Source organism: Streptomyces sp. NPDC057638 (assembly GCF_042800315.1).
In the GTDB taxonomy this organism is placed as follows: Bacteria; Actinomycetota; Actinomycetes; order Streptomycetales; family Streptomycetaceae; genus Streptomyces.
Window position 1 is genome coordinate 1 of record NZ_JBHVHF010000349.1, and the last position, 7,394, is coordinate 7,394.

At 73.7% G+C, this 7,394-nt stretch carries 5 protein-coding genes; 2 read left to right on the forward strand and 3 right to left on the reverse strand.

Annotated elements, in window-relative coordinates; genetic code table 11:
- Positions 1-46: 46 nt before the first annotated feature.
- Both ACFVIM_RS30445 and ACFVIM_RS30450 read right to left on the reverse strand, forming a co-directional pair.
- Positions 47-2,584, reverse strand: coding sequence for an FtsX-like permease family protein (locus ACFVIM_RS30445; RefSeq protein WP_384308111.1), 2,538 nt, complete (start codon positions 2,582-2,584; stop codon positions 47-49).
- Positions 2,584-3,369: an ABC transporter ATP-binding protein gene (locus ACFVIM_RS30450; RefSeq protein ID WP_384308120.1), complete on the reverse strand. Its 786-nt coding sequence runs from the start codon at positions 3,367-3,369 to the stop codon at positions 2,584-2,586. The genes ACFVIM_RS30445 and ACFVIM_RS30450 overlap by 1 nt, the downstream gene beginning before the upstream one ends.
- 705 nt (positions 3,370-4,074) lie before the next feature.
- On the opposite strand from ACFVIM_RS30450, the gene ACFVIM_RS30455 reads away from it, so the two are divergent.
- Entirely contained in the window at positions 4,075-5,247 is a 1,173-nt protein-coding gene (locus ACFVIM_RS30455) for a cation:proton antiporter (RefSeq protein WP_384308122.1), read from the forward strand.
- Between the two features lie 494 nt (positions 5,248-5,741).
- Here the strand turns inward: ACFVIM_RS30455 and ACFVIM_RS30460 are convergent, their stop codons facing one another.
- Positions 5,742-6,038, reverse strand: coding sequence for a hypothetical protein (locus ACFVIM_RS30460; protein WP_384308114.1), 297 nt, complete (start codon positions 6,036-6,038; stop codon positions 5,742-5,744).
- Between the two features lie 320 nt (positions 6,039-6,358).
- Between ACFVIM_RS30460 and ACFVIM_RS30465 the strand changes: the two genes are divergently transcribed.
- Complete coding sequence (locus ACFVIM_RS30465; protein WP_384308117.1) at positions 6,359-7,366, forward strand: hypothetical protein; 1,008 nt, start codon at positions 6,359-6,361, stop codon at positions 7,364-7,366.
- Positions 7,367-7,394: the final 28 nt, after the last annotated feature.

Here is a 7,394-nt window from a genome sequence, read left to right on the forward strand (position 1 = left end):
GTACGGAGTCGGGCGGCCCGGCTCCGTACCGCCGCCGCCCTCCGGTTCAGCGGGCCGTCGGCAGGGCCGAGCGGGCCGGGAGGGCGGCCGAGAGCAGGGCCAGGACCACCGCGCCCGCCGCGAAGGAGGCGTAGAGCAGCGGGGGGATATGCGGGGCGCGGCCGGTGATGTACGCGGTCAGCGGGAAGAGGGTCGCCAGCGCGATGGCGGTGCCGAGGGCGATGCCCGCCAGCGCCACCAGCAGGGCCTCCCAGCGGATCATCCGCATCACCTGGCGGCGGGTGGTGCCGACAAGCCGCAGCATCCGGAGTTCGTTGCGGCGGTCGAGAACGGTCATGACCAGGGTGTTCGCGGCGGTGATGGCCGCGAAGCCACCCAGGATCACGGCCATGGTGGTGTTGGTCCAGGCGTTGGCCTCCCGCTCGCTGTCATGGGCCGCCGCGAGATCCCCGCGGTTCTGGACCGTCCCCAGGGCGCCGAGCGCCGGGACCGCGGTGGCCTCGGCCCGGACCAGCAGCTGCTGCGGGAAGGGCGAGGTGACATGGCCGTGGAGGGTGGCGGCGGGCAGGGTGACCCGGGCGAACCCCAGCCCATGGCCGTAGAGCGCGACGACCCGGGCCCCCTCCTCCGTACCGTCGGGCAGTCGGTACGCGAGCCGGTCGCCGAAGCCGACGCCCGCCGACTCGGCGAGGGTGGCGTCCAGGGCGACCGTGCCGGGGACGAGAGCGGTCAGGGAGCCCTCCCGGAGATCGAGGTCCTGGACCCGGGGCAGATCGGCGGGGCGGCCCGCGATGCCCTGGGCGGACTCGCCGACCAGCTCGTCACCGGTCCTGAGCAGCACGGAGCTGGGCAGCAGCGAGACGGCGGCGGTCACGCCCGGGGTCTTCGCGGCCCGCTCTGCGGCGTCCAGCGCCAGCCCGCCGGGCGCCGTGACGATCCGGTCGGCGAGGACACCCACGCGCCGCTGGCGCTCGGTCTCGCGGTCGGTGCTGGTGTGCAGGAAGACCAGGACCGACGAGAAGGCCATCGCGAGCACGATCGGGGTGATCGCGGAGGCCATCCGCCGGGCGTTGGCGCGGGAGTTGGCGGCGGCCAGCGAGGCGGCGGCGCCCCCCGCGCGCAGCGGGAGACCGAGCAGCCCCGCGCAGATCCGGGCGATCACCGGCCCCAGCAGGGCGACGGCGAGCATGAAGGTCATGACCACGCCGAGCGCGGTGTTGGCGGCGGTCTCGCCGCCGGCGGTGGCGGAGACGATCGAGAGCGTGATCCCGCCGCCCAGGGCCAGCAGCCCCAGCGGGGTACGGATCGGGCCGGGCGACAGCCGCTCCACGGCCGCCTCGGCCAGCGCCTCACCGGGCTTGGTGCGCGAGGGGCGGCGGGCGGCGGCGAACCCGGCGGCCAGCGCGGTCAGCACCACCGCGGCCACCGCGACGGCCAGCGGGATCCAGCCGACGCTCAGTTCGACTCCCTCGACGATGGCACCGCGTTCCCTCAGCTCGCCGAACCACCAGCGGGCCAGCGCCACTCCGGGCAGACAGCCGAGGAGCCCGGCGAGCGGTGCGACCAGCAGTGCCTCGGTCGCGATCGAGCGGCGCACCTGGCGCGGGGTGGCGCCGATGGCGCGCAGCAGCGCGAACTCCTTGCGGCGCAGCCCGACGGAGAGCGCGACGGTCGCGGACGCGGTGAAGACGGCGACCATGGTGGCGACCCCGCCGAAGGAGCCGCCGAGACCGGCGAGCAGTTCCTTCGTACGGGCCAGTCCCCCGTCCTCGACGGTGGCGCGGGCGTTCCCCGTGAGCACCTTGGGCTTGTCGTGGCCGGTGCCGAGGGTGTCCTTCAGCCGTCCGGCGAGGGTCTCGGCGGAGGTGCCGGTCTCGGGCAGGACCGCGAGGACGGTGGCGCGCCCCGGGTGTCCGGCGAGGGTGTCCACCTCCTGGTCGTGGAACCAGGCCCCGGGGTGCGCGGTGGTGCCGGAGACGGTGAACGTCCGTACGCCGCCGGGGGTCTCGATCGCGATCCGGTCGCCGGTACGGGCCTGGCGGTCGCCGGTGTTGGTGTTGGTGTTGGTGTTGGTGTTGGTGTTGGTGTTCTTGGTGTGTGCTGTGTTCTTGATGTGTCCGGTGCCCAGGACGACCTCGCCGGGGCCGGGCGCGGCGCCGCCGGACAGCCGGATCCCGGTGAAGGCGGTGGAACCCCAGCCCTGGCCGGACAGCGGCGCGCCACGCAGGCGGACCGGGAAGACCGTGTCGGCGATGGCGGCCTTCACCCCGGGGACCGCGGCGGCCCGCGCCACCAGCGCGGAGCCGAGCCGGGCGTGGTCGGGGATCTCCTCCTGTGTGTCCTCGCGTTCCTCGCCCTTCCCCACCCACAGATGGGCGAGGGGGTCGGCGGTGACGACGACGGGGGCGCGGGCGTACCGCTCGGGGGTGAGTGTGGCCCGTACCCCGGATTCCAGCAGGATGCCGCAGGCGGCGGCGATCCCGGCGGTCATCACCAGCGCCAGAAAGGTGCCGACGAAGGCGGAGGGGCGGAAGCGGACCGCAGCGCGGGCGAGTCCGTTGGTGCGGGTGGGGCGTACGGGCATCAGACGGCCGTTCTGGTGGGTATCCCGTGGTGCTGCCAGGGGGCGGCCGGGGAAGCGTTCGGGGCGCTGTTCGGAGAGGTCAGCGTGGACATACGGGCCGCGATGGCGGCGGGGTCGCCCTGGCTGAGGCTGTCCACGATCGCGCCGTCGGCGAGGAAGAGGACACGGTCGGCGTAGGCGGCGGCGACCGGGTCATGGGTGACCATCACGACGGTCGCGCCGAGGGAGTCGACGGCGGACCGCAGCAGCGCCAGCACCTCGGCGGCCGTGGTGGTGTCCAGCGCGCCGGTGGGCTCGTCGGCGAAGACGACCTCGGGCATGGTGACCAGCGCGCGGGCCAGGGCCACCCGCTGCTGCTGGCCGCCGGAGAGTTCGCTGGGGCGGCGGCCGCCCTTGTCGCCGAGGCCGACCTGGGCGAGCACCTCGGCGGCGCGGCGGCGGTCGGGGCGGCGGCCCGCGAGGCGCATCGGCAGGAGCACGTTCTGCTCCACGGTCAGCGACGGCAGCAGGTTGAACGCCTGGAAGACGAAGCCGAGCCGGGTGCGGCGCAGCACGGTCAGCTTGTTCTCGCTCAGCCCGGTGAGCTCGGTGCCACCGAGCCGGACCGAGCCGGAGGTGGGCCGGTCGAGGCCCGCCGCGCACTGGAGGAAGGTGGACTTGCCGGAGCCGGAGGGGCCCATGACGGCGGTGAAACTGCCGCGCGGGAGGGCGAGGTCGATACCGCGCAGGGCGTGGACGGCGCGGGATCCCTTGCCGTACTGGCGCTGGACGGCGCGGAGTTCCACGACGGGGGTGGCGGCGGGCCCGGCGGCGACCCCGGTGGCGGGGGTGGCCGGGGCGAACGGGTGCGCTGCCGTCCGGTGCGGGTCCGAACCGTGCGGCTCCGTCGAGCGCGGCTCCGTCGAGCGCGGCTCCGTCGAGCGCGGGTCCGTCGAGCGCGGGTCCGTACGGTGCGCTGCCGTCCAGCGCGGGTCCGTATGGAGCGGGTCCGTCGCGGCGGGCCCGCCCCGCCCGGTCAGGCGCGCGGTGTCCTGGAGTTCCCCGGTGTCGCCCCGGTGGCCCCTGGCCCGTTCGTCCCGCCGCCTGCCACGCAGCCTCATGGTGTCCCTTCCGCCCCTCGTACGACCCGCGTACGACCCGTTCCATCGGTCAGTCCCGTCCGCCGACGGCTCGCGGTGCCGGTCTGGCTGACGTCGTCGACGCTACGGATCAGAGCAGGTCACCGGCCATGACGTCGGCTGGTGAGATGAGGGTGGGGAGAACCCCACCACCGGAGTGAGGAGTTCCCTCGGGGGTGGGCGGACGCTCCCCGCACGGGTCGGCGGGCAGCGCCCCGCGAGGGCGCCGGGACCGGGGGCCAGGGCCTACGGCAGGCGCCGTCATAGTTGCCACGTCAATTGTTCGGTAAACTAATTACTGACGGTTCCTTGACGCCCTCTTGACGCTGAATGGAGGAAGAGCCCATCGGACACGCGGACACCCTCATCGCCATGGGCGGCGCCTTTCTCGCCGCCGCCCTGCTCGCCCGCCTCGGCGGCCGCATCGGCCTGCCGACCATCCCCCTCTTCATCCTGGCCGGGATCCTCCTCGGCCCCCACACCCCCGGATTCGTCCTCGTCGACGACCCGCACGAGCTGGAGATGCTCTCCGCGCTCGGCCTGGTCCTCCTCCTCTTCTATCTGGGTCTCGAGTTCCACCTCGATGACCTGAAGGCCGGTGGCCGCCGGATGGCGATGGCCGGGGGGATCTATCTGCTGCTCAACGTCGGCGCCGGACTCGGCTTCGGCTTCGCCCTCGGCTGGGGCACCTCCGAGGCGCTGGTCCTCGCCGGAGTGCTCGGCATCTCCTCGTCCGCGATCGTGACGAAGGTGCTGGTCGACCTCGGACGCATCGGCAACCCCGAGACCAAGCCCATCCTCGGCATCATCGTGGTCGAGGACGTCTTCCTCGCCCTCTACCTGGCCGCCCTCCAGCCGATCCTCTCCGGTGCCGACAGCCTCTCGGCCGCCGCCGTGGACGCGGGCAAGGCGTTCGCCTTCCTGCTGGTCCTGGCCCTGGCGGCGCGGTTCGGTACGAGGGTGACCGGCCGTCTCATCGGCACCAAGGACGACGAGCTGCTGGTCGTCTCCTTCCTCGGCGCGGCCGTCTTCATGGCCGGTGTCTCCGAGTGGTTCGGCGTCGCCGACGCCATCGGCGCCTTCATGGTGGGTCTGATGCTCGGGAGCACCACCTCCGGCGAGCGGATCCTCAAACTGGTGCACCCGCTGCGGGACGCCTTCGGGGCGATCTTCTTCTTCGCCTTCGGGCTCTCCATCGACCCCGGGGACCTGCCGACCGTGCTGTGGCCGGTGCTGGCGGCGGTCGTCGTGACGCTCGCGATGAACGTCCTGGCGGGGCTCGCGGCGGCGCGGATCTACTCCTTCGGCCCCGGGCCCGCGGCGAACATCTCCACCACCCTGCTGGCGCGCGGGGAGTTCGCGCTCATCCTGGCGACGATGGCGGCGGCGGCCGGTCTGGACGAGCGGCTCTCGCCCTTCATCGCCGGATACGTGCTGATCCTGGCCGTCCTCGCGCCCCTGGTGGCGGGGCGCTCGCACCTCGTGGCGCGGTTCTTCCCGGCGGCGCGCGGAGCCTCGGAGCCGGATACGGCCCGGATCGGCTGACCCGGCGGCTCCGGTCGGCGGACCATACGGGCTCCGGCCGGCCGACCGCGGGGAACCGGGCCCGGTTCCGTACCGCCCCGGTCGCCCGCACCGCGTACACCCAAGGGGGTGCCCCTCCCGGAAGGAGAGGGGCACCCCCGCGGGTTCAGCGGATCAGAAGCCGTACCAGCCGAGGGCACGCACGATCGCGTCGTCGTCCTTGGCCAGGAGCCAGCACGGCGGCTTGATCAGCCGCGAGTTGCCGTGGTTCATCATGCCCTTGAGGAAGCGGCCGTCGACGCTCCGTACCGTACGTACCCGGGCACCTCTCCTTGACCGCGCGATCCGGGGCAGGTGGCACGGGCCGGACGGGCCGAGTAGGGGGCGCCCGGACCGGGCGCGGGCGGCGGCGCCTGCGGGTGGCAGGGACCGTGGCCGTACGAGATCAGCGGGGCCGGGAGACACAGCGGCCGCACGAACTCGGCAGGGCCCGGAGCGCCAGCGGACAGCGGCGGTCAGCGGGGCCGCTGCCAGCCCGGCGCCTCCGCGCGGACCACGTCCCGGCGCAGGGCCACCCACTTGAAGAAGCCATCGGGGTGGTCCTCGTACGCGCCCACCAGCACGGCGTGCAGCCCCAGCGCGTCATGGTGGATCTCATAGCCGCAGCCCCCGCAGACCCACCACTCCGGCCTGCCCTGCGCCAGCCACCCCTCGCATCCGGGGCACCGCATCACCGCACCCGCCCCCTCCACCTCCCCCGCCAGCGGCAACCGCACCAGCAGGGGAATGTCCTGATCATCGCTTGACCCCATGTCAAACGCGTCTGCAAGCCCCCACCTTTCACGTTCCCGCATGGCAGGACCTTGCCACAGCACACTTCCGCCATGTCACGACCATCCGTGCGTACCTGGCGCAAATCCATCGACGGATCGCCCCATTCGCCCCATCCGCCACGCCGAACCGTTCCCTCATGTTCGAGGATTTGGCTCGTTCCCCTCACCCTGACCGGCCCGCCTCCCGAGAACGCGCCCCGCCCCCTGACACCCCAAAGCGCTGCTCCACTCCGGCGATTGTGCGCACCCCCACCGGCACGCCGCCCGCTCCCGCACCTCCGCCCGCCTACCGTCGGCCCATGCTCAGAAACGGATGTGTCGCCCTGGCCCTGGCCTTCGGCTGCCTCGCCACCGCCGCCCCGGCGACCACCGCCGCCATGCCCGGCACGACCGCCGCGCCCACGGCGCGCGGCTCCGCCCCCGCCGACCCCTGGCAGCGCGTCGGCTCCGGCATCACCGGCGGGGTGAGCGGGGCCGCCCTCGTTCTCGGCTCCCCGGCGGGCCGGGGCCAGGGCGAGCTGATCGTCGCCCGTGACAACAAGAAGAGCGGCGAGGGCCGTCTCGCCCGGGTCCGGCTGCGACCCGGCGCCGCCCCTCTGGTCACCCCGCTGACCTGGAAGGGGCAGCTGCCGGACGACCTGGAGGCCATCGACACCGTCCCCGGCCGCCGCAACCACTTCATCGCCCTCGCCAGCCGGGGCACGGTCTTCTACGTCGTCGTCTCCCGCGACACCGCCACGGTCCGGGTGGGTCCGGTGACCCTCCCCGGCGCCCAGCGGAGCGACAACTACGAGTCGTTCGCCCTGCACCAGGACGCCGGTGGCACCACCTACGCCGTCTGGGCCACCCGGGGCGACACCGACAGCCCCGCCGTCGTGCGCACCGCCGAGTTCCGGCTCACCGACACCGCCCTGCGCTTCGGGAACGTCGCCGACCGGGTCGACTTCTCCGTACCGTTCCCGCACACCGACGAGGTCCGTCATCTCAGCGATCTGAAGGTCCTGCCGGACGGGACGCTGCTCGCCGCCGCCGCCTCCGACCCCAACGACGACAACGGCCCCTTCTCCTCCGCCGTCTACGAGGCGGGCAGCCTGACCCTCGACACCCAGCGCCGTCCGCTGCTCACCGTCGGCTCCCCCGGCTGTCTCACCCCCCTGCGCGCCTTCACCCGCGACGACGACCGCAAGATCGAGGCCGTGCTGCGGCTGCGGGGCGACGAGTACGTCTGGGGCACCGACGACGAGAACCACGGCGGCTTCCTCCGCCCCGACACCGGCCGGATCCAGGGCTCCTCCGGCTGCCCCTAAAGGGTGTTGCACACGATGAGGAGGGCCC